Consider the following 26,283-nt stretch of genomic DNA (forward strand, 5'->3'; position numbering starts at 1 on the left):
CTTAGAACGCTAATGGCCAATGCCCAGATAGCGAAACCCTAGTGCTTCTAGGACATCTCGGTCGAGAAAATTCCGGCCATCGATGATCAACCGATTTTGGAGGCGATCGCCTAATTGCCCATAGTCGAGGTGCAAAAATTCTTGCCAGTCCGTGACTAAAACCAAAGCATCACAGGTATCTGCTAACATTTCTGGGCTATCTTCGATGATTACTCCCGATAGGCCGTGACCAATGCCATTTTGAGAAACAATCGGATCATAGGCCTTGACCCGCGCCCCCAGGCGATTTAGCTCTGTAATCAGATTGAGGGATGGGGCATCGCGCATATCGTCGGTGTCTGGCTTAAAAGTTAACCCCAAAAGACCAATGGTTTTCCCCTTAAGGATTTTTAGTTCTTGTTGCAGTTTTTCGACGACGATTAATTTTTGCCGATTATTTACGCTGACAGCGGCTTCCAAGAGTTGCGCCTGATAGCCATAATCTTCGGCGGTGTGCACTAAAGCGGCCACATCTTTTGGGAAGCAGGAACCGCCCCACCCCAGGCCCGCCTGGAGAAATTTATTGCCAATGCGGCTATCGAGGCCGATGCCCTTCGCCACCTGGAGAATGTCTGCCCCGACGCGATCGCACACATTCGCCACTTCATTAATAAAGCTAATTTTTGTTGCCAGGAAAGCATTGGCGGCATATTTAATCATTTCGGCGGAATTGAGATCCGTTTCCACCACCGGAATCGGCTTGGGGTGTTCTGGCGCGCTAAATTGCCCTTGGATGAGGGGATCATAAAGCTGCTTCATCAAGGCGATCGCCTTGGGACTGCTACTGCCTAGGACAATCCGGTCGGGGTTAAAAGTATCGAAAATCGCCGAGCCTTCCCGCAGAAATTCGGGGTTACTAACCACGTCAAACTGCACCGTATGGCCGTTTTGCTTCCGTTTGACCCCATCGAGGACGATCATCCGCACCCAGTCCCCCGACCCAATCGGCACGGTTGATTTGTTAACAATCACTTTGTAACTAGCCGCTGGTAAATGTTCACCAATGCCCTTGGCCACGGCCTCCACATAGCGGGTGTCACTTTCCCCCGTCGGTAGGGCTGGGGTGCCCACCGCAATAAACAGAATTTCCCCGTGGTTGACCCCCCGCTGCAAATCACTACTAAATTGCAAACGTCCGGTGGCCATTTCCTGCTGCATCAGTTCCGCTAAACCGGGCTCGTAAATGGGCGATCGCCCCGCCTGCATCAGCTTGATTTTCTGCTCATTGTTGTCGATGCAGATGACATCATGGCCCATGTGCGCCAGGCAAACCCCTGTGACCAAGCCCACATAACCTGTTCCAATTACACAAACTTTCATCGTCGTTTCTAGTGTTGTTGTCCGTAAATTATTCTGCGAGGCGATCGCGGAAATAGGCGATCGTTTTTTCTAAGCCCACCTTGAGGGGGACTGTCGGCTGCCAATCCAAGTAGGTTTTAGCACGGGTAATGTCCGGTTGCCGTTGACGCGGATCATCCTGGGGCAAAGGTTCAAAGGCCAATTCAGCATTGGGATTGACCATATCCTGAATTGTTTGGGCCAACTCCAAAATGGTGTACTCATCAGGATTGCCTAAATTGACGGGGCCGATAAAGTCTTGGTTCATCAGGCGAATCAAACCTTCAACCAAATCACTCACATAGCAAAAACTCCGGGTTTGGGAACCATCGCCATAGACTGTCAGAGGTTTTCCTTGCAGGGCTTGGACGATAAAGTTGCTCACCACCCGTCCATCATTCGGCAACATATTGGGGCCATAGGTGTTAAAAATTCGAGCGACGCGAATATCAACATCATTGGAGCGGTGGTAATCAAAGGCCAGGGTTTCCGCCATTCGCTTCCCCTCGTCGTAACAGGAGCGAATGCCGATGGGATTCACATTGCCATGGTAGGTTTCTGGCTGAGGATGGACTTCTGGATCGCCATATACTTCAGAGGTGGATGCCAACAGAATTCTCGCTTTTACCCGTTTCGCCAAACCCAACATGTTGAGGGTGCCCATGACGTTGGTTTTAACGGTTTTAATGGCGTTGAACTGGTAATGGATGGGTGAAGCAGGACAAGCGAGGTGATAGACCTGATCCACTTCGAGGCGGATGGGTTCGGTGATATCGTGGCGCACCATTTCAAAATAGGGGTTGCCAATCCACTTCAAAAGGTTATGTTTGCGGCCTGTGTAGAAGTTATCGAGGCAAATGACTTCATGGCCTTCGGTCATCAGGCGATCAACGAGATGGGAGCCGATGAACCCTGCACCGCCGGTCACTAAAATTCGCATGGTGAGTTCTGGAACGATGAATGTTCAGATGATTTTCCTAACGGTAGCGAGAGACGGACACTTTGTCTAGCCATCTAGTTCTCCTTCAAGGATCGTGGCGATCGCCTGCCTGGTATTTTCTTTAAATTCGCGGATATTGACGTTATTAAGAATGAAAATGGCGCTGAACATCCCCACGGCCTGGAGCACAAAAACAGAACTGTAGGCCAAGAGGGGGGTTTGAAAAATCGCCCGTCCGATATCTAACACGACTCCCCCCATCAAAGTGGCGATCGCCCGGGACATCGCTTGGGCCAGCGCCCAGGTGCCAATGAAAGTGCCTGCAGTTTCGGCAGCGGTGAGATCAAGCATTAAACTAATCGCACCGATGGTACCGATCCCCGTGGCCATACCGAAGAGGACGAGGGCATATCTCAGGATCTGGGGTTGTTGGGTAAACCCGGCCAGAATAATTAAAAAGAAGCAAGCTGCCGTGAGCAAACAGCCTAAGCGGGCCGTATTTTTTTTCCCCAGGCGCGGCACCACCAAAAATCCGGTCACACTATAGCCGATGAGAACACCGATGCCCCAGTAGGAATTGAGCAAGGTGCTCTCGCCGATGGACATCCCAAACACTTCACCGCCGTAGGGTTCTAACACGGCTTCCTGCATAAACAGGCTGATCGTAAAGGTCACCAAAAAGCTGAAGAAAATGGCCGTTTGTGGACTGCTACGGACGACTTTAATAGAATCCCGAAAGGTGATTTGGTCTTCCCGCGTTGTGGGGGCAGTGCGCCGACTAAAGCGCGAATATTTGCGTTCGATCCCAAGGATGCCAAGCAATCCTAAACCAAAGGCGATCGCCGGCACCACCAAAAAGAGAGAATTGATTGGCCCCTGCAAACTTTCGATGGGGGTATTCAGGAGCTTTTCCCCCTGGGTGATGATCGCTCCGGCATTAGCCCCCAGGATGACCCCAGCCTGTTGCACCTGATCGAGGAAAATACTGCCACTGATCCCGCCAATCACAACCCCTAGCAGCAGCATTGACCAGACCACAGCAACGATTTTTGAGCGGTTGTTTTCATCGGAAATATCCACCAACAGCGCCGTGAAGGGGGTGGATGTAGAGCTGAGAGCCAGGCCATAGAAACCGAGAACTGCCCCCAGGGCGATCGCCCACAGCAACATCTCCCCAGACCAGGCCCAGCCGCCATTTTCCCGCACCGCTAAGGCCAACTGCCAGACGATTTGTACCGCCACAAAGATCGCCGCACCGAACAGCACTGTCCCAATCCAGACATAACCACTGCGGTGGAGCTTAAAAATCTTTTTGCTGTCGGACAGTTGCCCGAACCAGACCCGCGCTGGGGCCATAAATTGCGGTACCGCCAAAGCCCCCGCTGTCACCGTCGCTGGAATATCCAGTTCACTAATCATCACCCGGTTGAGTACCGCCAGGGTCAACACCGCCATCAGCCCCAAGCCCAGGTTAAAGAGTCCCAGACGAAACATCGTGAATGGGCCAACGGTGGGTAAATTTTGGGCGGAGGTGGGACTAAGTTCAGAAGTGGTCATGGGGCGATCGCCACAGGGCTTATAAGAATCACGAAAAACACTCTACATTCTAGAATGCATCGGCCTCGAATGCCCCTTCTAGGTAAGCAGCCAGGCTGAAGTCCTGGGGGAATACGGCGGTTTTGCTATAGGCGACGAGGGCCACATCAAAGCGACAGCCGTAGGTTTCATATCGGGGAAATTTACTTAAAAATTGCATCGCCGCCCGGATAGTTTTGCGTTGTTTGCTAGGGGTAATGGCCAGTAATCCCTGATGATCCAAGCTGTGCCGTTGTCGGGTTTTTACCTCTACAAAAGCGAGAATTTTTGTCTGGCCCTGAAACGCCACCAGATCCAATTCTCCCCAGCGGCAGCGCCAACGGGTCGCGATAATCTGCCAACCTTGGCTTTCGAGGTGCTGCTGCACAAAAAGCTCCCCCTGCTCACCAACGGCAAGGGCGGCTAATTTTTCGGGTGAGGGGGTGTCGGCCATGGTAACGGCTTACATGCCTCCAGATTCTGAATAGCCCTGGAGGTTTTCTGGGTTTTGCTCCTGGAGGAGACGGGTTACTAAATCGCGGTATTTATTCAACTCGTATTTGTAGATCACGAGGTATTTTCCAGCATTGAGGCGATTGCGATAGGGCAGGGCATCACCACTCCCCACAGCCAAGCCAACGGTTGTACCAACGAAATAGCTACCCATGGCGCCACCGATGGCCCCAGCAAGACCTCCGACGATATGATTACCCGGTGTACCGGCCCAAGCGAAGGTATCTAACCCCGTAATGTAATCGAAGACAAACCCCCCAAAAAAACCAAAGGGAATTAGCCAATAGGCCATCAGTTTCGCCCGTTTGCGCCCCTGCTTCGAGGGATCGATAAAGCCAAACTCATCGGCGGTTTGGTAGCCTTGACCCACAATGGCCAGACTTTTGGTGGGCACTTTGGCCTTTTCCAGTTGGGTATAGGCTTCTTCGGCAGTAATACGGTCTGGGAATACGGCGATCAGATAATTCATAGCAACGACAAACCAATGGGATCTTCAACGTTTGATTGTAGGCGATCGCCCCAACCTCCGGGTTGAAGTTGCAAATACCAACGCCTATTTTAATTTTGGCGACAACTTAAAGCAGGCTATTTTTTAATTGCAGGGGGTGTCAGTGATATCAACAACTAAAACCAAGTCATCATCGGTTTCATCATAGAAATGAAATCCAGTGGTTGATATTTCATTGATGGCATTTTGAGTAAATCTTCTGAGGCCATTTCGACCAAAAAAAGTCACTGCGACGTAACAACCAGAACCATAATTCCAGCGTTCATAATCGTAGACAGAATTAAAGGGAATATCTGTATTATTGTTTTGATTGATGTCTGGTCTATCCCTAACATACCCTGTATGCACCTTAAAACATTCAGACCCAGGATAGTAGGGGACATTACGGTTTTGGTCGGGGGGATAACCACCATTATTCAAGCGATATACTTTCAGCTCCTGAAGCATGCACCGCATTTGCAATCTGGCTTTAGCATATCGAGATTTGTCCACTTGATTTAAAAAGGTAGGTAAGGCGATCGCCGCGAGGATACCTGTGATAATTATCACAATCATGAGTTCAATCACAGTCAGACCCTGGGAATTTTGGGATACTTTCTTACGATGGGGAAAAAGAAGGCGCAACATACATAAGGAAGTTTTTTGGGATCTCAGAACAACTTTAGATTTACAATACCCAATTTATTTTTAATTCGATCTTTTATAACAGATAAAATTTTCTATTGATCACCAAGCTATCGGCCTATGCCTGGATAGAAATTGTAAAAATCTCTGCATAAAACGAATTTTGAACGGTATTGAATTGCTTTTTTGGTTCTTTTTTAGCCCAAAATCTTAGGGAGTTTTGTCAAGCAGAAGTAAAAGTTTATGGCGTATGGTGAGTGCTGCTTCTGTGGTGCTTTAGGATTGGAATATTTCACTGGATATTTTCGATGGCGATGAATTTTGTGCGTGGGTTAGGTCGGTTAGTGGCAACTTTATCTTGTTTGGGAGTATTGTTGATCCCAATGGAAACCCCAGAGAGGAGTAAGGCGATCGCCGATCCAGGGCCAGCCATTGCCCGGGCAAAAACCATTGATTTTCAGAAACATTTTCAGGATTTGGGACTGGAAGGGTCGATTTTGATCTATGACCTCCAGACGGGGCGAAGTTTTCAGCACAATCCCCAACGTAATCAGACAGCGTTTCCGGTCGCTTCAACCTTTAAAATTCCCAACTCTTTGATTGCCCTCGAAACAGGGGTGATCCCCAATGAGCTGGCTTTGCTTACCTGGGACGGGATTTCGCGGGAATTACCGGTGTGGAATCGGGATCTGAATCTAAAGGAAGCCTTTAAACATTCGGCGGTGTGGTTTTACCAAGTCCTCGCACGGCGGACGGGCCATGACCGGATGAAACAGTGGATCGAGGCGATCGCCTATGGCAATCAAGCGATTGGCACTCCAGATAATATTGATCAGTTTTGGCTGAATGGCACATTACAAATCACGCCCCAAGGTCAAGTGGACTTTTTGCGCCGTCTCTATGCCAATGAGTTACCTTTCTCCGCAAAGGCGATCGCCACGGTCAAGGAAATCATGATCGCTGAACAAACCCCCAATTACACGATTCGGGCAAAAACAGGCTGGTTTGGTTTTGGGAACCCCCAAGTACAAAATATTGGTTGGTATGTGGGCTATGTGGAACGGGGCGATGATGTGTACTTTTTTGCGACCAACATCGATATCAACAGTCCCCAAGATGGTTCTGCTCGCCTGGAGGTTACCCGTCGCTGTTTACAGGAGTTGGGGATTTTGCCTTGACTGCTTCCGGCCTTCAGCGTGGCAATTGATCAATCGGCTTAATAATTTCCACTGCACCATACTGTCCCAGACAACTGCAGGTTTGTCCCCCAGAGTTCTGTGGCGATGTGCTGCTGGATTGGTAGCCATGGTAGCGACAATAGCCGTGACAACGTTCTTGTGGAGATTTGGGGCCGAGGTTGCCATTACCCAACTGATGGAGCAAGATAATCGCAATTGGTAGTGATGTTGCCCATAGAGATAGCCAAAGGTGTTTGCTTTTAAACCCTGACCTCGCCTCTAATTTTTTGCCGACACGGTAGCCCACTACGGTAATCGTTAGCCATGAGCCAGAGAATATTAACAAAAACAAGACAGATATCAACGGATCTACCCACGTTGGCCATGGATTGTCGCCAAAGACATATAACCAGAGTATTCCGAGGACAGTACCCATTATTATCCAAGTACCCAATAGAGCAACAAAAAAACCGGGCACGAAGAACAGTAATGAGTAGATATAGCGCTGTTTCATGTAAAGGGTTTTTCTCGCCTATCTTTTACGTCCCGGCCGATGGGTCATGGGGTTGAGTCTGCCACGGTAAATGAGTGAGATCCTCAGGTGAGGGTGGTAAGGGCGATCGCCAATTGGTCGATGTCTTCGGGGGTGGTGAAGTAATGGGTACAGGCACGGATACAGTCGGGGAAGCGAATCGTCCGGAGACAAAAACCCTGGGCTTCGAGGGCTTTAACAATGTCACTATGGCTTTGGGGCGTATCAACTTGGAAGGAGACCAACCCAGAAGCAGGTGGCGTGGCCTTAAGACATTGCACCTGGGGGATAGCGTTGAGTTTTTCCCAGCAATAGGCACTGCGATCGCAGATTTGTTGATAACGGCTGGCGGTGTCACCCCATTGTTGGTGGAAGCGGATCGCCTCCATGAGGCCAACATAGAGGGGATAGGCAGAGGTTGCCACTTCATAGCGGCGGGCATCTTGGGCGAGGGCCACTGCAGTTGTTGAGTCCCACTGGGTCACCCCCCGCCAGCCAATAAAGGTCGGTCGATGCTGGGCGATCGCCTCGGTGGAAATATAAAGTCCGCCAACCCCCGCCGGACCACACCACCATTTATGGCCCGTAAAGGCATAGAAATCGACTCCCAGCGCCGGCAAATCGAGGGGCAACATCCCAAAGGATTGGGCCGCATCCACCAACACCAGGGTATTTTGGCCATGGCAGAGGCGACAAATGTCCTGTAGCGGTAAGACTTGGCCCGTATTCCAAAAGAGATGGCTGATCACCAAGAGGCGGGTCTGGGGGGTTAAATGTTTGGCGATCGCCGCTGTGGGATCACCACCATTGAGGGTGTCGAAGAGGGGGCAAATGCGGATTTTAACGTCGAAGCGAGCCGCAATCTCCTGGACAATGCCGACAATCCCCGGATGTTCACAATCACCAAGGAGGATTTCATCCCCCGGTTGCCAGTCGATGCCCCAGAGGGCAATGTTACAACCCGCTGTCACGTTTTCCGTCAGGGCAATATTTTCCGGTTGGGCGTTGAGTTCAAAGGCGATCGCCCCCCGTAATTTCTGAATCATGCCAGTTTCCCATTGACCCATGGCCAGCGAAAACGGCCCCCGGACAGCGCCCTGTTGGTAACTGTCCAAAATCGCACTGAGGCTCGACTGGGGTAGCGGCCCCTGGCCACCGTAATTAAAGTAGGTTTTGTTGGCGAGGGCGGGAAACTGTTGGCGGTGCTGGTGCAGGTCGGGCATGGGAAAATTAATTAAATTATGGGGATAAAAATGAACAGGGTTATTGCTGGGGCGAGAACTGACGGGTATTGGGATCGTAACGCCAGGGAATATTATCGGGATCTTTGGCCTGACTCCATTCGGCAAAATTATCACGGCCCCGGCGTTTACGGAGGGTGCTGGGATGCACGGAAAAACGTTTTGCTAATTCCGTTTGAATCATCGGTGCTGGCGGCGGCTTCGGGGCCAAGGGCGTTGGAGGACTTGGTTCCTGGGGGGCGGGGGCTTGGTTTGGGGTTTCGGGATCACTGCCATTGAACATACTGCCCAGGGCACCGCTCGTCAAAAAATAATAAACAATGCCTGTTTTTTGATATACCACAGCCTGGGCGGCGTACTCCTTTGCTTTGCGTTCGAGAAACCAACGAACATCGTGCCCCGGTAAACCTGTGGCAAGGGTTAAATCGGCCACAGTAATTTTCCCTTGGTTTGCTTCGATCAGGCGACGGAAATCGGGGGTGAGGGTAATCGAGAGTTGCTTCCAGCGGTACTGTTGCCAGAGATACCAGGCCACCAAAAAGGCGATCGCCACCACACAGATCGTCCAGACACTGAAAAATATAGTCATTAACAGTGTGCAGGGCAGGATCAGGATCAAGGGGCTTTTCGCATCTTTCTCCATTGGTTTTGTCAGGCAGTGCTGGTGAGAAGGGTCTACTTGCTAAGTTTAAACGGGGTTGCCTAAACGGGGCTGCTCGGTACAGACAAGGTGAGGCGCTGGAACATGGTCTGGCGCGCTTGGTGAGCCAGTTGATCGTCGAGGGGATCAAGGTGAATTTCGGTGTTGTACTTCCGTTCTAGGGCTTTTTCGAGAAGCCAATCGGCCAAGAACGGATTTTTTGGCAGTAGTGGCCCGTGGGCATAGGTGGCGATCGCCTTTTGGTAAAACGCTCCTTCCCAACCGTCTTCGCCGTTGTTGCCGTAGCCTTTGAGGACTTTCCCTAGGGGTTGTACATCGCCTAAATAGGTGCGTCCACCGTGGTTTTCGAAGCCAATGGCAATGGGGCGATCGCCGAGTTTGGTTTTTAATTCTGTGGCGAGGGGTTCAGCGGTAATTTCAAAGGCCACATTCCCGATGCAACGTTTCGCCCCAAAGCCTGGATGCTTACTCACGAGATCTAAAATGCCTAGACCTTCGATGCGTTGGCCGAGGGCGGGTTCGTAATATTTGCCAAGGAGTTGCGGCGAACCGCAGGTAAAGACCCCCGGCACCTGATCCTCGATGAGTGCTTTCAATTTCTCTGCCTTAGCCCCCTGGAGATCCCGCATGACAATTTCCTGCTGGCGATCCTGGGCTCCCCCGCCCACAATCAAATCCACCTCTTCCCAAACATTTAGGGGCGCTTCTTTATCGAGGGGAATCACGTCAACGGTAATCTGTCGCCATTGGGCGCGTTTTTCTAGGCAAATCACATTACCGCGATCGCCATAGGTGCCCATGAGGGTGGGGTAGAGCCAGCCGAGCTTTAGGTGCATCGTCATTGAGCCATTTACCGAAAAAAAGAATGCCCCTTATCTTAACCTTTGGGGGTCAACTCCGAAAAAGGCGAGTGTATTGGGTTTCGTGGTTCATACTCGCCAAACTTAAGCCCCAGGTACAGCCATAGAGATCTTTTTCCTGTTGGTCAAGCAATTCTTCTGCCACCGTTACTATCACTGGCTGTAATTGATAGATGATCTGTTGGCCCTGGGTCTGGCCCAAGGGGATCAACTTCACTCCCGCACTTACTAAGTTACTCACCCAGCTATGGAGATAACCTAAAACGGCTTGGTGCGGTTCGATCTCCCAGAGGGCCACGGCAATCCCAAAGGCGATCGCATAATGGCAGTTTTTGCCGATCTGCTCCCGACAGGCCCCTAGCTGTAGTCGTTTGTTTTCGTCTAAATCTCCCAGCAGTTTCAACAAACTATTGCCCATCTGGATACTTTGTTGCCGCAGTTCCCTAGTTTCCCGTGTGCCATTCAACCAGCTATTCCAATACTGCAATTGGGTCAAGTCATCAGCGGCGATCGCCTGAATAACCCGCAGCATAACGCTCACTTCAGCGCGGATCGAACCATAACGCAGGTGCAACCTCAACCAATCCTGAAAGCTCTCAGCCTCAGAACATCCAGCCGACTCAATCAAATATTCCAAACCCTCCGAATAGTTATAGGCTCCAAGGGGAAAGTTTGAATTAATGAGTTGCCAGAGAATTAGTTGTTGCACTAGTTATCCGCCTTATATGAACTAGAGAAAATCGCGTTTTAGGTAGGGCCGCAGTACCTCTGGCACCGCCACCGTCCCGTTGGGCTGTTGATAATTTTCGAGGATTGCCGCCATGGTGCGACCGATCGCCAAACCAGAACCGTTGAGGGTATGGACAAACTGAGTACCTTTTTTCCCTGCTTCTTTAAAGCGAATTCCCGCCCGTCGCGCTTGGAAATCATAGAAATTAGAACAACTCGAAATTTCCCGGTAGGTGTCTGCGGAGGGGAGCCACACTTCCAGGTCATAACATTTCCCGGCGCTGAAACCGAGATCGCCGCTACAGAGTTCTAAGACACGGTAGGGCAATTTCAGGGCTTGGAGGATCGCTTCGGCATTGGCGACAAGTTTTTCATGTTCTGCCGCCGAGGTTTCCGGCTGGACAAATTTCACCAGTTCCACCTTATTAAATTGGTGTAGTCGAATTAACCCACGGGTGTCTTTGCCGTAGCTGCCTGCTTCTCGCCGAAAACAAGGAGTGTAAGCACAATGGTAGATGGGCAAATTTTCGGCTTCGAGGATTTCATCACGGTAGAGATTCGTGACGGGCACTTCCGCAGTAGGGGTGAGCCAGAGATCATCATCGGCACAGCGGAAACTTTCCTCGGCAAATTTCGGCAACTGTCCCGTCCCGGTGAGGGAATCGCTATTGATCAGCACCGGAGGCATCACTTCCACATAACCCGCCGCAATTTGCTGATCCAACATGAAATTAATCAAAGCCCGTTCTAGGGCCGCCCCTGCACCAACTAGACTCACAAAGCGACTCTGGGCCACCTTCACTGACCGGGCAAATTCAAGGATACCGAGCTGTTCGCCGATTTCCCAGTGGGGCAAAATATTGTCGTTGGTGGGCTTATGTTCTTCTCCCCAGCGGCGTACTTCGACATTTTCGGTTTCGTTAGCTCCCACAGGGGTGCTTTGATCCGGCAGATTGGGCAGGGCTAACAGCAGATTATAAATTTGGGCTTTGAGTTCTTTTTCCTGGGGTTCGAGGTCGGCGAGTTTTTGTTTAATCTCATTCCCCTCCGCTTTGAGGGCGGCAATTTCTTCGCCTTTGGGATCGGCACCGCCCTTAATCTTTTGGCCGATGAGTTTACCGATTTCGTTGCTGCGGGCCTGGAGTTGGCTGCGATCGCCTTCGAGGGTACGTTGTTGAATATCAAGATCGAGAATCGGTTGAATATCGTATTCTCCCGCTTTACGGGCATCAAGACGTTCTTGGACAAGAGTGGGATTTTCGCGGAGGAGTTTAATGTCTAGCACGGACTTTGCTTTGCTGCGGTTGAATCACCCAACATTATTCATGATGGGCTAGTAATAATCAATCGAATCCTGCTGGGTACTGTCTCTAGGGACACCCACACCCCTCTAGCTCCCCTAATAGGGGAGAATGGCACCCTCCGCCTACGACACCTCCCTTAAGGGAGGATCTTTTGAGGGGTTTTCCGGAATACTGGCTAATTGTCCCCTCCTGGGAGGGGTTACGGGTGGGTTATGCAGAAAGACTAGCCACCCTCCGCCTACGGCACCTCCCTCTAGGAAAGATTTTTTGGGAGGATTGGCGATAGTTATTGACTAACGACGAACCGATTGGGGATCACGACATATTGCGGAGAAAGCACACCTCTTTGGTATGATGCTGGGATTCTAAACATTTCTACATATAGAAGCGAACAACTCATGGCACCAGATTTCCCATGGTTGACGGCAATCATTGCCCTGCCAGCTCTTTCGACCCTATTGATCCCGTTGCTTCCTGATAAAGAAGGAAAAACTGTACGCTGGTACGCCCTAATCGTCGGTTTAGTCGATTTTGCGCTGATGTGCTTTGCCTTTTGGCAACATTTTGACCCCCAGGCGACTGAGTTTCAATTGGCAGAAAGTTATAGTTGGCTGCCGTCCCTGGGAATTCAGTGGAGTGTCGCAGTGGATGGCATTTCTGCGCCCCTCGTGCTCCTCGCCGGTTTTGTAACAACCCTCGCGATGTTTTCGGCCTGGCAAGTCAATCGACGCCCCCGGCTGTTTTATGCGTTGATGCTGCTGCTCTATTCGGCGCAGATTGGGGTATTCGTCGCCAAGGATTTATTTTTGTTCTTCCTGATGTGGGAGATTGAACTGATCCCGGTGTATCTCCTCGTTTGTATCTGGGGAGGGAAACGTCGCCGTTACGCAGCGATGAAATTCCTGCTCTACACAGCCGCAGCTTCGATTTTTATTCTCGTGGCAGCTCTGGCTCTAAGCTTGAATCTGCCCGGTGGCCCGAACTTTGATTTCGGGGCGATCGCCCAACAGGATTATCCATTGGGCTTACAAATGTGGCTCTATGCGGGACTTTTAGTTTCCTTTGGCGTGAAGTTAGCGATTTTTCCGCTCCACACCTGGCTACCCGATGCCCACGGCGAAGCTTCATCCCCCGTTTCTATGCTCCTGGCAGGGGTACTGCTGAAAATGGGGGGCTACGGGTTGATGCGGTTCAATATGGAGCTGTTGCCCGACGCCCATGTGCGATTTGCGCCCCTTTTAGTCATCCTTGGGGTAGTCAATATTGTCTACGGTGCATTTAGTTCCTTTGGCCAAACCAATATGAAGCGTCGCCTCGCTTATTCTTCTATCTCTCACATGGGGTTTGTCCTGATTGGCATTGCCTCCTTTACGGATTTGGGGATCAACGGGGCAATGCTGCAAATGCTCTCCCACGGCTTGATTGCATCGGTACTCTTTTTCCTTGCTGGGGTAACCTATGACCGCACAAAGACGATGGTGCTCGCCGAAATTGGTGGCCTCGGTCAAGTAATGCCGAAGGTCTTTGCTTTGTTTACCGTCGGTGCTTTAGCCTCCCTCGCGCTGCCGGGGATGAGTGGTTTTGTGGGGGAACTTTCTGTCTTTGTCGGTCTGGCTACCAGTGATACCTATAGCTCGCTGTTCCGGACGATCACTGTTTTCCTCGCGGCTGTTGGGGTAATTCTTACGCCTATTTATCTGCTCTCGATGCTCCGGGAAATGTTCTACGCCCGGGATCTAGATCTCAGTTGCGACCTCGGTCAACCGAGCAATGTGGCGATCGCCGGGAATTCCCCCGTGTGTTTTGGGAATGACTGCGTGCTACCAAGCAATGCCATCTACGAAGACGCCCGGCCCCGGGAAATCTTTATCGCGACCTGCTTTACCGTCTTGATCATCGGGGTAGGACTTTATCCGAAACTGCTGATGCAAATGTACGACGCAAAAACCCAGACCCTCAATGCCAGCGTGCGTCAGGCCCAGGCGATCGCCCAGCAACCCAGTGAGCCCATCGCCGCTTTGCAGGCCCCAGAACTAAACACCCTCCGCTAATCTGTTTGATATTTCCAATGAATTAATTTCGCCAGTCCCCGATCCGTCGGGGATTTTTTTTGTACTTGCACCCATGGCGCAAAAAAATAGAAGCGCTTCCCAAGGGAAACACTTCTAAATGTTCTATTTATCTAGTTGCCCAAGGTGGGCCGAGAAATTCTAGTAGAGTTCTTCCTCTTTGTTAGTTTCGATGGTGACATCAGATTGAGGATAAGCAATACAGGTCAGAACGTAACCCGCTTCAATTTGATCATCATCGAGGAAGGACTGTTCGGATTGGTCAACAGTACCGGAAACGATCTTACCAGCACAGGTGGAGCAAGCACCGGCACGGCAGGATGCAGGAAGGTCATAACCAGCATCACCGGCGGAGTCTAGAATGTATTCATCATCGGGAGCGTCGTAGGATACTTCGCCGTCGGGAGTGATGAGTGTAACCTTATATGTAGCCATTAGTGTTTCCTCTGGTGTAACAGGGTGTTTACAAGGATTTCATCCAGCTATTCGAGAGCGCGCTCGGGCCTAAGCCTTGGGCTACCCACCAAATGCCTTCTGAAATTGATGGATCATTTTCTGATGATAAAGGAAAACAAAAGAGAACGAATGTCGCATTAGGAATGAAGTTAGCCTACACACTTTATATAAGACTGGCTTATGTTTTTTGGGGCAACAAAATTAGGGCAATAGAAAAATCCCTATAGCTTGCAAATCCGAGTGTTTCAGCGACCTAAGTCATGGAATGTGGTTATCGCCCCTTGTCATCTTCCTTTAAAACTGCATCAGGAATACTTATGCGATCGCCGCTGGATCGCTCGATTAGTAGAGATCTTCTTCTTTGTGGGTCTCGATCACACAGTTAGATGTGGGGTAAGCGATGCAGGTGAGGACGTAACCCGCGGCCACCTGTTCGGGGCTGAGGAAATTTTGATCACTCTGGTCAACGGTGCCAGAAATGAGTTTCCCGGCACAACTGGAACAAGCCCCAGCACGGCAGGAATAGGGAATATCGATGCCTTGGTTTTCAGCTTCGTCGAGGATATACATATCATCGGGAACGCTGATGGTATATTCGCCTTCGGGGGTCTTCAGAGTAACTTCGTAACTTGCCATTGCGGTAATGTAATTTTGCAACTAGGGTTTTCATTTTCCATTAAACCCGGTTGGGGGCCTTGGGAAAATACCTGATGTTCCATCGGGATTCTGGGCAGTATAGTTTGAGGTTGAAAATTAAACGATGGCAAAATTTCGAGTGGGCATTGTCGGGACTGGTTACGCGGCCCAACGGCGGGCAGAAGCCTTTTTGCGGGATGGGCGGGCCACCTTAGTCGCTGTGGCGGGGCAATGGCAGCAAGCCCGGGAACAGTTCGCCAGCAACTATGATCTAGAGGCGATCGCCCACTGGGAAGACCTCATTCAGCGGGACGATCTCGATTTAATTGTGGTGTGTACGGTCAACCGACGCCACGGGGCGGTGGTACGGGCGGCCTTAGAAGCAGGCAAACATGTGGTGGTGGAATATCCTTTGTCCCTAGATCCCACGGAAGGGGCGGAGTTGATTCAACTGGCCCAGGCGAAAAAACGATTCCTCCATGTGGAGCATATTGAACTGTTGGGGGGACTGCACCAAACGATTCGGCAGACCTTACCGGAACTAGGCGAGATCACCTATGGTCATTACGTCACCCTGGCCCCCAAGGCGAAAACTCTCCCCCACTGGACATACCATTACGAAGATTATGGCTTTCCCTTTGTGGCGGCCCTTTCGCGGGTGAATCGGTTACTGGATCTCTTTGGCGCTGTCGAAACAGTCACCGGAGCGGCGCAATTTCTCCCGGCAGATTTGCCCGGCTATTATCAAAACTGCCTCTGTACAGCGCAACTAAAATTTCAAAGTGGTGTGATTGCCCACCTCACCTACGGCAAAGGAGTCTTGATTCCCAAAGGCGATCGCCGTTTTCAGATCTATGGCGAAAAAGGCACTTTAGAATTTAACGGCAACCAAGGCACCCTGACCCAAGGCGATCAACAGACAAACCTCGATGCCGGCAGTCGGCGCGGCGTCTTTTTGCAAGACACAGTTGCGGTGCTGGATCATTTAACCGCAGACAAACCCCTCTACATTCAGCCAGAACAAAGCCTGTACGCCCTCCAGGTGGCCGCCCAAATCCAACAGGCTGCCCTGGGCAAAACCTAAATATTTCTGTGACTTCTCAGACTTCGGCCCATGCCGCTCGGTAAAATAGAGCGATGATTTACCCTGGGAAAATTATGGTTGCGTTGTTCTCTGCCCAACACAGGACAAAATTTTGGGGGCCGGTTTTGCTACTGACTTTGATGCTGCTGAGTAGTTGCGGTGGCAATAATCCCCCAGAAGAAGCCGTTGTCCCAGAGCCTCAACCTCTGCCCACGGAGGAGATCCCAGTGGAAAACGCGCCCCAAGTCCCCAACGCAAAAAATAACAATAACCTCCCCAAAGATAATCTGGTGGTGCAGGGGGAACCGATCCAGAATGCACCCGCCGACAGTGCTGCCCCCAAGATCACCAGTAAAACGACCCTAGAGGCAGGGGCCTATTGCTATCGCACCGAAGAGCAGACCATCCAGGCGATCGCCGAATTGCTTGTAGAACCGACAAATGATGTCAGCGGCACGATCGAAGCCACGATCACCAACGACGAAGCAGGCTACTACACTTCTTACAATCAGAGAATTGCCGGGGTTTTGGAGACAGAAACCCTGAGCGCCGCCGTCGTCACCAACATCGAAAACGATGTGCAAAACTCTCAAGAAACCTGGACGTTAAATCGGAATGTGTTTAGCAATGGCCGGGATGTGAACCTGAAGCGGGTGAGTTGCGAAGAAATTATCGCCCTCAAAGCCAACCGCAAAAACAGTCCCTAATGGCTATGGTCATGGCTCGGTTCTGCCATTGGATCAGCGGCGGGCATGGTTGAATTTTCGCTCGGTAAACTGTGTTGGTGGGGTTCGTTGAGGGTCATATTTTGCCGCCCAAAGGAATACAGCCCCATGGAGACGGCCCCCACACTCAAAGCCCCCATGGAAACTAGGCCACAGGAGATCACTCCCATTGCCACAACCCCAAGCGAAATAATGCCGTGGGTGGCCACTCCAATCGCGACAATGCCGTGGGCAGAGATACCAATCGCGATGGTGCCGTGGGCGGAAATGCCGATGGAGAGAAATTTGGTTTTCGAGAGGGGCGAGGGTTTCGTGATTTGGGTTTCTGGATTAAAAGTGGTCATCGGTACTGCACAGGGGAATTTTAAAAAAGGATTCAAAACTTAAGAAGTTACCGCCCAATATAACGAAGCTAAGGCGATCGCCACCATTGCCCCCACCAAAGTATTCAAAATATTCACCACTTCATTGGTGAGGACGGCAAATTTTTCCTGAATTGTTGCGCCGATCACGCTCTCAATATTCGTCGCCACAAAGGCCGCCACCACACACCAAAAGATTCCCAAGGCATCCATCAAACCGACCCCATACCCCACCAAGGCGATCGCCACCGAGGCAACCACCCCAGCCAGAGTTCCTTCTAAGCTCACTGCCCCTTCCGTGCCCCTGGGGACAGCTTGAAAGGTGGTGATTAAGAATGTGCGTTTCCCGTAGGCTTTACCCACTTCACTGGCGCTGGTATCCGAGAGCTTCGTGCAAAAACTGGCCACATAACCGAGCAACAGTAAGGGTTTGATATTTTCTGGCGCAATTAAAGTCCCCAGGGCGCAAAGGGTACCAATTAGAGCTGACCCCCAAACATTTTCTGGCCCCCGTAAGCCCCCCCGACCTTCGGCAATCCCAGCAGCTTCTTTGATATTTTTGCCAATTTTCGTGACGCCGACCCCCACCAGGAAATAGAACATCACCACTCCATAGCCCTGCCAACCCAAGCAACCCCAGACCAACACCCCCAACAGCCAAGCGTGGAGATAGCCCCAGGGGGTTAGTAATTTTTTCGGTACCAAAAAAGCAAAGGAGATCAGTAGCGAATTTAAGGCGATCGCCACGACCCAATTATTTGTCAGAACGTCCATCACAAAAACCAAACTCACTTTTCAATATCTTATTGAATCGCTTTCCCCATTGACCTTCTAGCCGAGGGGAGAGTCTATGATGAAAGCAGATTGTATTTGCGGTGTCAGTAATGGTGAAAAAATCTTGGTTTGCTGTCGGATCGATCGCTCTTTTACTGGGTGTTGGTGGGATCGCGGCCTTTAGTCAATCCCAGGCCCAGGGGGATCAGCTCCGCCTAGTCGAAAATCAGACGCCAATACCCAGCCAGGTGATCGCCGCAGAAGTTTACCGGACGCCTACCTGTGGTTGTTGCGGCGCTTGGGTGGATCATTCCGAAGCCAATGGCTTCACTTTTACGGACAATATTCAGCCGGACATCACCGCCATCAAAGAACAATTCGGCATCACCCCAGAACTTGCGTCTTGTCACACCACTGTCGCCAATGGCTATGTGTTTGAGGGTCATATTCCCGCCGCTGATATCCAACGGTTTTTAGCCAATCCTCCCGCCGATGTCGTCGGTTTGACCGTGCCAGGGATGCCCATCGGTTCCCCAGGGATGGAAGCGGGCGATCGCCAACAGGCTTACCAAGTTCTCGCGCTCCATAAAGACGGCACAACTTCTGTATTCCAAGAATATCCAGGTAACTAGGAGATTCAGGTGATGGCCATAAAGCGGCGGCAATTTCTCGGTTTAACGGCCTTGGGAGCAACGGGAGCCTTACTTTGGCAGGGGCGCAATTTTCTGACGGGAAAAACCTCTAGCCCTTTGGCGGCAACAGCATCGGAGATTTATCGCAGTGAGGGGGGTTCCCTAGAAATTAACCTAGAGGCCCGTTACGAAAACGTCTTGCTGGGAGGAGAACTGGCCCGCAACATGATGACCTATAACGGTCAAATCCCTGGCCCCCGCATGGAAGTCAGACCGGGCGATCACCTGACGATTCACTTTAAAAATAGCCTCGATCAACCGACAAATCTGCACTTCCACGGACTGCACCTTTCCCCAGAAGGCAACCAAGATAATGTGTTCCTCCACATCGCACCAGGGGAAACTTTTCACTACGAACTGGAGATTCACCCCCAACAGCGGGCAGGAACTTACTGGTATCACCCCCACCACCATGGTTTTGTTGCCGAGCAATTATTTCAGGGGTTGGCTGGGCTAATCGTTGTGCGGGGAGACTTGGATGAGCTGCCAGAGATCCGCGCTGCCCAAGAGGAATTTTTTGTTCTCCAGGATTTTAACCGCGATCGCCAATCTCAAGGGATGATGGGCTCACCGATGAATTTGATGGCCGGTCGAGAAGGGGATCTGATTACGGTCAATAGTCTATTCCACCCAGAAATTGCTGTCACCAAAGACCTGGTGCGCTTACGGTTGCTGAATGCGTCCCCCTCGCGGTTCTATCGTCTGCAACTCTATGGCCAAAAACTTATCCAAATTGCCGGAGATGGTGGTGCTTTTTCTCAACCCATGGAGCGGGACGAATTACTTTTAACCCCAGGTCAACGGGCGGAGGTGCTCATCAAAACCCAGGATCTACCGAAAACGCCGATCCATTTACTCAACCTTCCTTATCAACGCGCCCAAATGGGGATGATGGGCCAGCAATACAACAATGCAACCGTGGCGATCGCCGATTTTACCCCCAGCGCTCAAACCTTCGCCCCGGTGCAAATTCCTGCCCAATTAATTCCCGTTGAACCTTTACCGGAGCCGAGCCGAACCCGTCGTTTTACCCTGAACCATGGCATGGTACCAGGACAAGGAATGGCTTTTTTGATCAATGGGGAAGCCTACCGGGATCAACCCCAAACCACCGTCCGCTTGAACGATGTGGAGGATTGGGAAATTGTGAATACGGGCACAATGGATCACCCCTTCCATGTCCATGTGAATGGGTTCCAGGTGGTAAGTCGTAACGGGGTGCCGGAAGAAAATATCGCCTGGGCGGATACGGTACTGGTGCGGGTCGGGGAAACGGTCAAAATTAGAATGGCTTTCCGGGATTTCAGCGGCAAAACGGTTTACCACTGCCATATTCTCGATCATGAAGACCTTGGCATGATGGGCCAATTGGAAATTCTACCCGCTTCATAACCTACTTCATAAAATGTGAAATTTTGGCCTTGACTCTCCAGCGTACTAGAGCTTTTACCCTGAGATTAGTTATTGGATCATCGAGGAAACGCCCCCATGGAAACCCGCCAGTTCCAGATCAAAGGGATGGGCTGCGCTGCCTGTGCCACTACCATCGAAACCGCCCTTCAGAAAACCGCAGGGGTACAAACGGCCCAAGTGAATTTTGCCGCCGAGCAGTTAAGGGTCGAATTTGACGGCACCCAGGTTAACGGAGAAACCCTCCAACAGGTAGTCAGCGATGCGGGCTATGAAGCGATTCCCCTCATGAAAGGCGATCGCCAAAGTCAGTTAGACCAACAGGAACGGGAACAGGCGCGGCAACTGCGCAAATTAGCCCACAAGGTCTGGTTAGCGGGAATCTTAAGTACGGTATTGGTGGTGGGCAGTTTACCAATGATGCTGGGGACGGACATTCCGGGGATCGCCCATTGGTGGCATAGCCCCTGGTTGCAGTGGGCTTTGACGACGCCAATCATGGTCTGGCCGGGCCAGGGCTTTTTTACGGGGGCCTGGAAAAGTCTCAAAAATCGCACCGCCGACATGAATACCTTGGTGGCCCTGGGGACGGGGGTGGCCTATGGCTATTCGGTGCTGGCAACGGTGTTTGCAACGCAGTTCCAAGCTTGGGGTTTGACTGGGGATGTGTATTTTGAAAGTGCGGCGGTGATTATTACGCTGATCCTCCTGGGGCGCTTTTTAGAGCGGCGGGCGAGGGGGAAAACGGCGGCGGCAATTCGCGAACTCATGGGCCTACAGGTAAAAACAGCGCGGGTGCTGTGGGGCGAAGGAACCTTTGATATTCCTGTAGAAGAAGTGCAGGTTGGCGATCGCCTTTTAATCCGACCGGGGGAAAAAATTCCGGTGGATGGCGAAATTTTAGAAGGAGATTCCACCCTCGATGAAGCTTTGGTGACGGGGGAATCGCTGCCCGTGGAAAAAACCGTTGGCGATCGCGTCATTGGTTCCACCTTAAATAAAACGGGTCGCTTGATCCTGAAAGCCACCCATGTGGGGGAAGACACGGTCTTGGCGCAAATTATTCGCCTCGTCCAGGAGGCCCAGGGAAGCAAAGCACCGATCCAAAAGTTGGCGGATCAGGTCACGGCTTGGTTTGTGCCCGCAGTGCTGATGATTGCCTTGATTACTTTTAGTATTTGGGCGATCGCCGGTAATCTTTCTTTAGCGATCACGACTTTAGTGAGTGTGTTGATTATTGCTTGTCCCTGCGCCCTGGGGTTAGCAACGCCTACCTCGATTATGGTCGGCACGGGGGTTGGTGCCCAGCATGGAATTTTGATCAAAGATGCCCAGAGCCTCGAACTTGCGGCCCATCTCAGTACCATTGTTCTCGATAAAACGGGCACCCTCACCCAGGGGAAACCCAGCGTCACCAACTGCCACAGCCTCATTGACGAAGCGCAACTGTGGTCTTGGGTTGCCAGCGTGGAACAGTCTTCGGAACATCCTTTGGGGGAAGCGATCTTTCAGCACGCCCAGGCGAAAAATGTGCCCCTCGTGCCCCTAGAAAATTTCCAATCTCAAACGGGGCAAGGGGTACAGGCCACGATTAATCAACAATCGATCTACATTGGCACCGCCCAATGGTTACGGGATCTGGGCATTGATTCTGAGCCGCTCCAATCCCAAGCAACAGCCTGGCAAAACGAAGGGAAAACGGTGATTTGGGTCGCCATTGATCAGCAACTCGCAGGTATTATTGCCTTGGCTGACCAGCTTAAACCCACCAGTGCCAGTGTGGTGAAACAGTTGCAAAAACTGGGTCTGAAGGTTGTTCTGCTCACCGGAGATAATCCCCGCACCGCCGAGGCGATCGCCAAACAGGTAGGTATTGATCAGGTACAGGCGGAAGTACGTCCCGACCAAAAGGCCGCTGTGGTGCAACAATTCCAAAGTCAGCGGGAAATCGTCGCCATGGTGGGGGATGGCATTAACGACGCTCCAGCCCTGGCCCAGGCGGATTTAGGCATTGCCATTGGGACGGGAACCGATGTGGCGATCGCCGCCAGTGATCTCACCCTCATTTCTGGGGATTTAGAAGGGATTTTAACGGCGATCAAACTGAGCCGCGCCACCCTCCGCAATATCAAACAAAATCTCTTTTTCGCCTTCTTCTACAATGTCGCCAGTATTCCCATTGCTGCGGGGATTCTTAGTGCTTGGGGAATTTTCCTGAACCCGATGATCGCTGGGGCGGCCATGGCCTTTAGTTCTGTTTCGGTGGTGACGAATGCTCTACGTTTGAAAAAAGTTAGTCAACGGCTTTAAAAGGTCATTTATAAAGTCGATAAATCTCCCCCAAATTGGGGGCTGGGGGGCTTTTTAGGCATCCTGTAAAAAGGCGATCGCCTTTCGTAGATTATTGGTAAATTTCTCGGCGATGTCCAATTTTAATGATCAGAATAATGAGCTTTTCGTTTTCAATTCTATAGATAATGCGGTAATTTCCTACTCTAATCCGAAAGCGACCATTACCATTTTTAAGTTTTTTGGTATCTGGTGGATACGGATTATTGATCAGGGCTTCAATTTTTTCAATGATGCGCTTCTGAGTACCTTTGGGCAATTTAGAGAGTTCTTTTTGAGCAGTCTTCAAGAACTCAATGCTATAGCCAGCCATAATTCCTAAAGTCCTAGTTCTTGTTTGACAGTTTCTAAAGAAACACGTTCTTGATTTTCTGGGTTGGCTTCGGCTTCAATCGCATCATGAATATCTAATAAATCTTCTAATTCTTCGGCATCGATAATAGCTAATTTGCCTTGAATAATTTGTTTGAAAAAATCATCGACAGAAAGATTTAGTTGTGCAGCAAGGGCAGAAATGCCCTGTAAAGATTCGGCTGAGATCTGTAGTGAGGTCATGATTTTTGTGAATTCTAAAATAATTAAATGATATTTTTGCTCAATGGCTCATCAAAGTCGTCAGGAACAATAAATTCTCCTTCACACAGTCCAAAAGGACGTAATTTCTTTGACTGGTCAATATTTGATTTTTCTTGTTTTTCTTCGAGTAAGATTTCCAGAATTTTATGGACTAAATAGTCTGGCAGTTTTTCGATTTCTTGGATCAGTTGTTCTCTTTCTGTCATGGGTCGATGCTCGTGGTTCTGATTTATTTTGGTGGGTTATCGATCGCCCAGGGGCCAACTATATTTTCGCCATTTTTTTCTTTTTCGGCCAGGGCGAGGTTCAACTCTAAAAGTTTTTCGAGGATGTCATCGTCTTTTTTGAAGCCATAGGCTTTGAGAACAAGGGCATCAAGCTGTTTGTGGAGTTTATGGAGTTGGCTGGCGGGTTCATCGAAAAAGGCGTTGTAAAGTTTGGTAATCCCCCATTGTTTGGCTTCCATTTGGGCGCTGCGATATTCGTGGAGGTTGATCATCGCTTGGCGGATCTGTTGGGTGAGTTTTGCACTCGCCATCTGGGGAAAGGGAAAAGTTTCAAAACAAGTGTTGTGGGTGTAACGGGTATCACCTTTTAGGGTTGAGCTTTGGGCTTTGACCCATTGGCGATGAACATCTGATGTCAAAATTCCCAACACATAAAAATCATCCGAAGCCACAACAGTTGTTGAGTCAGCAGGAAGCCAATCTAATTTACAAGGAATAAAAATAAACCATTTAGAATGTCTTGGAACTGCAAAGTAAAGAGCTAGTAGCTCGATTGCTTGACGCATTGCAGGGCGTTTTTCTCCAAATTGCCACCAATTTTCTCGCGTTGTTTGTCGTCGATTTGTATCGCGCACGGGTTTTACAAATTCCTTGAGATGATTGAACGGTAATTTGTAATTACTAGCATCTTCTAAAGATAAATCATTAAAATCAATAATCCAGCGGCTTGGTTCACCGTTCACTTTGTCTGTCAAATCTCCTGCTGAAACTGACCACTTTAAAACTTGTCTATTGACTGAATTTTGTTTAATCCAAGCTTTTGCGATTTCTGGCTTAATATAAAAATCTTTCCCGACAGGAATTACACCTTGAAAAGCAAAATCCTTATTTTGTTCAATTCTAAAGGCTTGACTGACATCAAAAAGCTCTGTCAAAGAGCTATTGATACTTTTGACTTCTCGATTATCCAAAAGATAATGTTTTGGTGCTTGCTTTGCCCAATTCACTAAGCTGACATGAACATTTGCTTCCCCTGACCAGGGTTGTGTTGAAACTGCTTCGTGAATAAACCCGCCATTTTGCACAATATATTCCAAAGAGGCTGTGCGGCTTTTCCCTTGGCTAATGGAATTTGTGCCAACTAAACCAGCCCGACCGTTTCCATCCAGTTGATCGTGGGCTTTCCGAAACCAATAACTACAAAAATCCACTGAATCTTTGACATCAGCAAATTTTTTAAAAACCCGCTCCATATATTCATCACCCAGAGCTAATCGGGCGTGTTTACCACCAAGAAAAGGCGGATTGCCGATGATCGCGTCAGCCTTCGGCCAGTCATTAAATAGCGCATCCTTGCAGACAATATTTTGATCCAAAGAATCCAACGGCAAAGCAGGCTCATTCAACCCAAACTTATCAATCGCAATCTTCCGGGCGATCATCATCGTCACCCGCGCCAACTGCACCGCAAACGGATTTGTATCCATCCCAAAAAACTGCAATGGCGTCACAATCCCCAGTTCTTCCTGCTGTAAAGCGTCCCCCTGGAACCGCTTCCGCCGCTCATAGATTTTATTCAGCAAAACCCGTTCAAGCCGCTTCAACTCCTGATAGGCCACATAAAGGAAATTTCCCGAACCGCACGCCGGATCCAACACCCGATATTCCCGTAATTCCTGCTTCAGTTTTTCGAGATCTTCGTAGGTCGTCGCTTGGTCGATTTTTCCTTCCCAATAGTCGGCGATCGTCGGTCGCACAATCTGCCGAATATCTTTCTCAGAGGTGTAATGAATCCCCCTGGCATGGCGCTCATCCGCATCAATGGCACTCTCAAAAATATTCCCAAAAATCGAGGGCCGGATATTCGCCCAATCATCCCGCGCACAAACATCCAGAATTTCTAACTCGCTCTTTTCCAAGGGAATTGGCTGAATCTCACCAAACAAGCCCCCATTAAAATAGTCCACCCCCTGATAGCGACCCTGGGGCACGATCCCCGGCTGATCCATCGCCCGAAACAACCCACTAAACGCATCATAGGCATTGTCCCGCCCCGCTAAACAGTCCTGCACCAACCCCACAAACAGATCCCGTGGCAGAAGGTTCCGGTCTTCAGCGAACATCGCTAGGACACATTGCAGGGTAAACCGTTGCAGTTGCGTTTCCGTGAAATAAACAAATTTTTCCTTTTCGCCTCGCGATCGCACCAGCCGATAAAATTCCCCCATGCGTTTAGCTGTGCGTTCCGTTACCTCGACCTGATTGTTGCGAAAGACGGGTTCCCGACCGCCAATCTCCATAAATGAGAACGTCCCCGCCCGATGGGGGAGATCCTCTAACTTCACCCGGTCTACAGGCTCATCGACTTGGTTGTTAAAGTCATAGACCCAAAACTCATCAAAATTGCAGAGGATCGAATAGCGTGGTTTCGGGGTCAGCCGCAGCCAATATTTTTCAAGCTGGGAATAATGCAGCGCCAGATCCGTGCCCCGCTTTTTCATCTCCACCACGATCCCCTTTACCCCAGGGGCGGGCGACCAAACCAAATCTGCAAAACCCGTTTTATCCTTCTTGCTCGCTTTTTTGACCCGCTCCTCAAACTCAGCCCCAACTTCCTTGATCCCCACATGGCCAAACGCTTGAAAAAATCGCGTTAAAAATGTCTGCGCCTCTGACTTCTCATCCCCTTGGATATACGCCTTGCAGTAATCCACAAATGCCTGGAGAGAATCACGGGTTACTGCCATCGGTCACTCAGCCTACAACAAAAAAACGATACAAAGATTCCTCCATAGTATCGTCCCGCCCCAACACCATCCACCCAAAAAGCACTGACACAATTGATTTTAGGCAAGTATGATGAAAGTCATACCCTGCAGTT

General features: G+C 50.3%; 27 protein-coding genes. 7 read left to right on the plus strand and 20 right to left on the minus strand.

Features of this window, described 5'->3' with window-relative positions; translation table 11 throughout:
• Positions 1 to 9: 9 nt before the first annotated feature.
• From AWQ21_RS12850 to AWQ21_RS12875, 6 genes are all read right to left on the minus strand, one after another.
• Complete coding sequence (locus tag AWQ21_RS12850) at positions 10 to 1,359, minus strand: UDP-glucose/GDP-mannose dehydrogenase family protein (RefSeq protein WP_065714881.1); 1,350 nt, start codon at positions 1,357 to 1,359, stop codon at positions 10 to 12.
• Between the two features lie 28 nt (positions 1,360 to 1,387).
• The gene (locus tag AWQ21_RS12855; protein ID WP_065714882.1) at positions 1,388 to 2,317 is read right to left on the minus strand and encodes a UDP-glucuronic acid decarboxylase family protein; all 930 of its coding nucleotides are present in this window, start codon (positions 2,315 to 2,317) and stop codon (positions 1,388 to 1,390) included.
• A 66-nt stretch (positions 2,318 to 2,383) separates the two neighbouring features.
• Positions 2,384 to 3,874, minus strand: a complete 1,491-nt coding sequence (locus tag AWQ21_RS12860) for a BCD family MFS transporter (protein ID WP_065714883.1) — start codon at positions 3,872 to 3,874, stop codon at positions 2,384 to 2,386.
• Between the two features lie 49 nt (positions 3,875 to 3,923).
• Entirely contained in the window at positions 3,924 to 4,346 is a 423-nt protein-coding gene (locus AWQ21_RS12865; RefSeq protein WP_065714884.1) for a YraN family protein, read from the minus strand.
• A 9-nt stretch (positions 4,347 to 4,355) separates the two neighbouring features.
• Positions 4,356 to 4,874 (minus strand): hypothetical protein, encoded by a 519-nt coding sequence (locus tag AWQ21_RS12870; protein ID WP_065714885.1) that lies wholly within the window; start codon positions 4,872 to 4,874, stop codon positions 4,356 to 4,358.
• Positions 4,875 to 4,997: 123 nt separating this feature from the next.
• Positions 4,998 to 5,540 (minus strand): prepilin-type N-terminal cleavage/methylation domain-containing protein, encoded by a 543-nt coding sequence (locus AWQ21_RS12875; RefSeq protein WP_065714886.1) that lies wholly within the window; start codon positions 5,538 to 5,540, stop codon positions 4,998 to 5,000.
• Positions 5,541 to 5,845: 305 nt separating this feature from the next.
• Here AWQ21_RS12875 and blaOXA point away from each other — a divergent pair, with 305 nt between their 5' ends.
• Positions 5,846 to 6,715 (plus strand): class D beta-lactamase, encoded by an 870-nt coding sequence (gene blaOXA / locus AWQ21_RS12880; RefSeq protein WP_157094765.1) that lies wholly within the window; start codon positions 5,846 to 5,848, stop codon positions 6,713 to 6,715.
• Between the two features lie 13 nt (positions 6,716 to 6,728).
• On the opposite strand, the gene AWQ21_RS16290 is transcribed toward blaOXA, so the two are convergent.
• From AWQ21_RS16290 to serS, 6 genes are all read right to left on the minus strand, one after another.
• Complete coding sequence (locus AWQ21_RS16290; RefSeq protein ID WP_157094766.1) at positions 6,729 to 7,061, minus strand: hypothetical protein; 333 nt, start codon at positions 7,059 to 7,061, stop codon at positions 6,729 to 6,731.
• A 251-nt stretch (positions 7,062 to 7,312) separates the two neighbouring features.
• Positions 7,313 to 8,470, minus strand: coding sequence for an aminotransferase class V-fold PLP-dependent enzyme (locus tag AWQ21_RS12885; protein WP_065714887.1), 1,158 nt, complete (start codon positions 8,468 to 8,470; stop codon positions 7,313 to 7,315).
• Positions 8,471 to 8,510: 40 nt separating this feature from the next.
• A complete protein-coding gene (locus AWQ21_RS12890) occupies positions 8,511 to 9,077 on the minus strand; it encodes a hypothetical protein (RefSeq protein WP_232314974.1) in 567 nt (188 codons plus the stop codon).
• A 113-nt stretch (positions 9,078 to 9,190) separates the two neighbouring features.
• On the minus strand, positions 9,191 to 9,985 hold the full coding sequence (locus AWQ21_RS12895; protein ID WP_065715350.1) for a type 1 glutamine amidotransferase: 795 nt from the start codon (positions 9,983 to 9,985) through the stop codon (positions 9,191 to 9,193).
• A gap of 55 nt (positions 9,986 to 10,040) precedes the next feature.
• Positions 10,041 to 10,718 (minus strand): urease accessory protein UreF, encoded by a 678-nt coding sequence (locus tag AWQ21_RS12900; protein ID WP_065714889.1) that lies wholly within the window; start codon positions 10,716 to 10,718, stop codon positions 10,041 to 10,043.
• Between the two features lie 21 nt (positions 10,719 to 10,739).
• Positions 10,740 to 12,023, minus strand: coding sequence for a serine--tRNA ligase (gene serS, locus AWQ21_RS12905; RefSeq protein WP_065714890.1), 1,284 nt, complete (start codon positions 12,021 to 12,023; stop codon positions 10,740 to 10,742).
• Positions 12,024 to 12,440: 417 nt separating this feature from the next.
• Here serS and AWQ21_RS12910 point away from each other — a divergent pair, with 417 nt between their 5' ends.
• Positions 12,441 to 14,093 carry an NAD(P)H-quinone oxidoreductase subunit 4 gene (locus AWQ21_RS12910; protein ID WP_065714891.1) on the plus strand — a complete coding sequence of 551 codons (1,653 nt, stop codon included), beginning with the start codon at positions 12,441 to 12,443 and terminating at the stop codon, positions 14,091 to 14,093.
• A 159-nt stretch (positions 14,094 to 14,252) separates the two neighbouring features.
• Here AWQ21_RS12910 and petF1 read toward each other — a convergent pair whose 3' ends face one another.
• Positions 14,253 to 14,546, minus strand: coding sequence for a ferredoxin PetF1 (gene petF1 / locus AWQ21_RS12915; RefSeq protein WP_012307922.1), 294 nt, complete (start codon positions 14,544 to 14,546; stop codon positions 14,253 to 14,255).
• A gap of 363 nt (positions 14,547 to 14,909) precedes the next feature.
• On the minus strand, positions 14,910 to 15,203 hold the full coding sequence (locus AWQ21_RS12920) for a ferredoxin (protein WP_065714892.1): 294 nt from the start codon (positions 15,201 to 15,203) through the stop codon (positions 14,910 to 14,912).
• Between the two features lie 124 nt (positions 15,204 to 15,327).
• On the opposite strand from AWQ21_RS12920, the gene AWQ21_RS12925 reads away from it, so the two are divergent.
• Positions 15,328 to 16,287, plus strand: a complete 960-nt coding sequence (locus AWQ21_RS12925; protein ID WP_065714893.1) for a Gfo/Idh/MocA family protein — start codon at positions 15,328 to 15,330, stop codon at positions 16,285 to 16,287.
• 74 nt (positions 16,288 to 16,361) lie between these two features.
• A complete protein-coding gene (locus AWQ21_RS12930; protein WP_157094767.1) occupies positions 16,362 to 16,994 on the plus strand; it encodes a hypothetical protein in 633 nt (210 codons plus the stop codon).
• Here the strand turns inward: AWQ21_RS12930 and AWQ21_RS12935 are convergent.
• The gene (locus AWQ21_RS12935) at positions 16,991 to 17,356 is read right to left on the minus strand and encodes a hypothetical protein (protein WP_065714895.1); all 366 of its coding nucleotides are present in this window, start codon (positions 17,354 to 17,356) and stop codon (positions 16,991 to 16,993) included. The genes AWQ21_RS12930 and AWQ21_RS12935 overlap by 4 nt on opposite strands.
• A 39-nt stretch (positions 17,357 to 17,395) precedes the next feature.
• Positions 17,396 to 18,148, minus strand: coding sequence for a TIGR00297 family protein (locus tag AWQ21_RS12940; RefSeq protein ID WP_065715351.1), 753 nt, complete (start codon positions 18,146 to 18,148; stop codon positions 17,396 to 17,398).
• 110 nt (positions 18,149 to 18,258) lie between these two features.
• Here AWQ21_RS12940 and AWQ21_RS12945 point away from each other — a divergent pair, with 110 nt between their 5' ends.
• The 3 genes from AWQ21_RS12945 (at position 18,259) to AWQ21_RS12955 (ending at position 22,560) form a co-directional block, all read left to right on the plus strand.
• The gene (locus AWQ21_RS12945; protein ID WP_232314976.1) at positions 18,259 to 18,780 is read left to right on the plus strand and encodes a DUF411 domain-containing protein; all 522 of its coding nucleotides are present in this window, start codon (positions 18,259 to 18,261) and stop codon (positions 18,778 to 18,780) included.
• Positions 18,781 to 18,792: 12 nt separating this feature from the next.
• Complete coding sequence (locus tag AWQ21_RS12950; protein WP_065714897.1) at positions 18,793 to 20,232, plus strand: multicopper oxidase family protein; 1,440 nt, start codon at positions 18,793 to 18,795, stop codon at positions 20,230 to 20,232.
• A 96-nt stretch (positions 20,233 to 20,328) separates the two neighbouring features.
• Positions 20,329 to 22,560 carry a cation-translocating P-type ATPase gene (locus tag AWQ21_RS12955; RefSeq protein WP_065714898.1) on the plus strand — a complete coding sequence of 744 codons (2,232 nt, stop codon included), beginning with the start codon at positions 20,329 to 20,331 and terminating at the stop codon, positions 22,558 to 22,560.
• A gap of 91 nt (positions 22,561 to 22,651) precedes the next feature.
• Here the strand turns inward: AWQ21_RS12955 and AWQ21_RS12960 are convergent, their stop codons facing one another.
• Genes AWQ21_RS12960 through AWQ21_RS12975 form a run of 4 tightly spaced genes read right to left on the minus strand, consistent with a single transcriptional unit; the run spans position 22,652 to position 26,149 of the window.
• Positions 22,652 to 22,912 carry a type II toxin-antitoxin system RelE/ParE family toxin gene (locus tag AWQ21_RS12960; RefSeq protein WP_065714899.1) on the minus strand — a complete coding sequence of 87 codons (261 nt, stop codon included), beginning with the start codon at positions 22,910 to 22,912 and terminating at the stop codon, positions 22,652 to 22,654.
• Between the two features lie 5 nt (positions 22,913 to 22,917).
• Positions 22,918 to 23,154: a hypothetical protein gene (locus tag AWQ21_RS12965; protein WP_065714900.1), complete on the minus strand. Its 237-nt coding sequence runs from the start codon at positions 23,152 to 23,154 to the stop codon at positions 22,918 to 22,920.
• Between the two features lie 23 nt (positions 23,155 to 23,177).
• A complete protein-coding gene (locus AWQ21_RS12970) occupies positions 23,178 to 23,381 on the minus strand; it encodes a DUF2281 domain-containing protein (RefSeq protein ID WP_065714901.1) in 204 nt (67 codons plus the stop codon).
• Positions 23,382 to 23,404: 23 nt separating this feature from the next.
• Positions 23,405 to 26,149 (minus strand): DNA methyltransferase, encoded by a 2,745-nt coding sequence (locus AWQ21_RS12975; RefSeq protein WP_065714902.1) that lies wholly within the window; start codon positions 26,147 to 26,149, stop codon positions 23,405 to 23,407.
• Between the last annotated feature and the right edge of the window lie 134 nt (positions 26,150 to 26,283).

Source organism: Picosynechococcus sp. PCC 7003 (assembly GCF_001693255.1).
Lineage (GTDB): Bacteria > Cyanobacteriota > Cyanobacteriia > Cyanobacteriales > MRBY01 > MRBY01.

Bases quoted from the DNA above. Each gene is read 5' to 3' on its own strand.
- AWQ21_RS12850 (WP_065714881.1), bottom strand. From the start codon at position 1,359: ATGAAAGTTTGTGTAATTGGAACAGGTTATGTGGGCTTGGTCACAGGG.
- AWQ21_RS12855 (WP_065714882.1), bottom strand. From the start codon at position 2,317: ATGCGAATTTTAGTGACCGGCGGTGCAGGGTTCATCGGCTCCCATCTC.
- AWQ21_RS12860 (WP_065714883.1), bottom strand. From the start codon at position 3,874: ATGACCACTTCTGAACTTAGTCCCACCTCCGCCCAAAATTTACCCACC.
- AWQ21_RS12865 (WP_065714884.1), bottom strand. From the start codon at position 4,346: ATGGCCGACACCCCCTCACCCGAAAAATTAGCCGCCCTTGCCGTTGGT.
- AWQ21_RS12870 (WP_065714885.1), bottom strand. From the start codon at position 4,874: ATGAATTATCTGATCGCCGTATTCCCAGACCGTATTACTGCCGAAGAA.
- AWQ21_RS12875 (WP_065714886.1), bottom strand. From the start codon at position 5,540: ATGTTGCGCCTTCTTTTTCCCCATCGTAAGAAAGTATCCCAAAATTCC.
- blaOXA (WP_157094765.1), top strand. From the start codon at position 5,846: ATGGCGATGAATTTTGTGCGTGGGTTAGGTCGGTTAGTGGCAACTTTA.
- AWQ21_RS12885 (WP_065714887.1), bottom strand. From the start codon at position 8,470: ATGCCCGACCTGCACCAGCACCGCCAACAGTTTCCCGCCCTCGCCAAC.
- AWQ21_RS12890 (WP_232314974.1), bottom strand. From the start codon at position 9,077: ATGACTATATTTTTCAGTGTCTGGACGATCTGTGTGGTGGCGATCGCC.
- AWQ21_RS12895 (WP_065715350.1), bottom strand. From the start codon at position 9,985: ATGCACCTAAAGCTCGGCTGGCTCTACCCCACCCTCATGGGCACCTAT.
- AWQ21_RS12910 (WP_065714891.1), top strand. From the start codon at position 12,441: ATGGCACCAGATTTCCCATGGTTGACGGCAATCATTGCCCTGCCAGCT.
- petF1 (WP_012307922.1), bottom strand. From the start codon at position 14,546: ATGGCTACATATAAGGTTACACTCATCACTCCCGACGGCGAAGTATCC.
- AWQ21_RS12920 (WP_065714892.1), bottom strand. From the start codon at position 15,203: ATGGCAAGTTACGAAGTTACTCTGAAGACCCCCGAAGGCGAATATACC.
- AWQ21_RS12925 (WP_065714893.1), top strand. From the start codon at position 15,328: ATGGCAAAATTTCGAGTGGGCATTGTCGGGACTGGTTACGCGGCCCAA.
- AWQ21_RS12930 (WP_157094767.1), top strand. From the start codon at position 16,362: ATGGTTGCGTTGTTCTCTGCCCAACACAGGACAAAATTTTGGGGGCCG.
- AWQ21_RS12935 (WP_065714895.1), bottom strand. From the start codon at position 17,356: ATGACCACTTTTAATCCAGAAACCCAAATCACGAAACCCTCGCCCCTC.
- AWQ21_RS12940 (WP_065715351.1), bottom strand. From the start codon at position 18,148: ATGGACGTTCTGACAAATAATTGGGTCGTGGCGATCGCCTTAAATTCG.
- AWQ21_RS12945 (WP_232314976.1), top strand. From the start codon at position 18,259: ATGGTGAAAAAATCTTGGTTTGCTGTCGGATCGATCGCTCTTTTACTG.
- AWQ21_RS12950 (WP_065714897.1), top strand. From the start codon at position 18,793: ATGGCCATAAAGCGGCGGCAATTTCTCGGTTTAACGGCCTTGGGAGCA.
- AWQ21_RS12955 (WP_065714898.1), top strand. From the start codon at position 20,329: ATGGAAACCCGCCAGTTCCAGATCAAAGGGATGGGCTGCGCTGCCTGT.
- AWQ21_RS12960 (WP_065714899.1), bottom strand. From the start codon at position 22,912: ATGGCTGGCTATAGCATTGAGTTCTTGAAGACTGCTCAAAAAGAACTC.
- AWQ21_RS12965 (WP_065714900.1), bottom strand. From the start codon at position 23,154: ATGACCTCACTACAGATCTCAGCCGAATCTTTACAGGGCATTTCTGCC.
- AWQ21_RS12970 (WP_065714901.1), bottom strand. From the start codon at position 23,381: ATGACAGAAAGAGAACAACTGATCCAAGAAATCGAAAAACTGCCAGAC.
- AWQ21_RS12975 (WP_065714902.1), bottom strand. From the start codon at position 26,149: ATGGCAGTAACCCGTGATTCTCTCCAGGCATTTGTGGATTACTGCAAG.